Here is an 847-nt window from a genome sequence, read left to right as displayed (position 1 = left end):
GGACCGCAAGTCGGGCGTCGGCCCGCAACACCAGCACGGTGACGGCGACCGCGCACGCGATCCAGCTACCCCGGCTGAAGGAGACCGCCAGCGGGAAGGTCAGGAAGGCGGCGGCGGCGAACATCGCCAGGCGCAGCGGCCGGCTGCCGCCGGGCCCGCGTTCGGCGAGGCCGAGGGCGAGGGCGGCGAGCAGGCCGAAGCTGACCACGGTGGACATCGCCATGATGTCCAGCGCCCCGAAGGTGCCGACCGCGCGGATCGGCTGGCCGGTGTAGGAGGCGCCGGTCTTGGTCAGGTACTGGTCGGCGCCGACCGCGCCCTCGATCAGCGCGGCCAGCACGAAGGAGCCGAGGATGAGCCGCTGGTCGTACCGGTCGCGCAGCGCGGCCAGGACGCAGGCCGGCACCAGGACGAAGACCTGGACCAGCCGGACGAAACCGGTGAGGCTGGCGACCGGGTCGATCGAGGCGACGGTGGCGACGGCGGCCGAGCAGACCACCGCGCCGAACAGCGCGCCGGCGGTCCGGCTCAGCGCCGGGGCGCGGCCGCGCAGCAGGTCGACGGCAGTGAGCGCGACCAGGGCGAGCGAGGCCAGGTCGGCGGCGGTGACGTGGACGGCGGCGGTGACGTCCTTCTCACCGGCGGGTACGCAGACCAGCAGCACGGTGGCGGCGGCCAGCAGGCTGGGCCGGGCGAGCAGGCCGCCGCCGGCGGACCGTAAGGTCAGCGGCCCGGTCGTCGGCAGTGCGAAGGCGAGGGCCATGTCAGCTCCCGTCCGGGTGCAGCATCAGGGCGGCGGTGCGGAGCAGGATCTTGGTGTCCTGCCAGAGGCTCCAGTTCTCGATGT

General features: G+C 74.3%; 1 protein-coding gene. It reads right to left on the bottom strand.

What is annotated here, in order from left to right; translation table 11 throughout:
• Nucleotides 1-763: hypothetical protein (locus tag UK12_RS32785; RefSeq protein WP_197085368.1), on the bottom strand; the 763-nt coding region annotated here is incomplete at its 3' end.
• Between the last annotated feature and the right edge of the window lie 84 nt (nt 764-847).

The sequence above is a fragment of the Saccharothrix sp. ST-888 genome (assembly GCF_000955975.1).
Classification (GTDB): domain Bacteria; phylum Actinomycetota; class Actinomycetes; order Streptomycetales; family Streptomycetaceae; genus Kitasatospora.
Note: the sequence above shows the minus strand (reverse complement) of the source record. Positions and strands in the feature narration are given on the sequence as shown.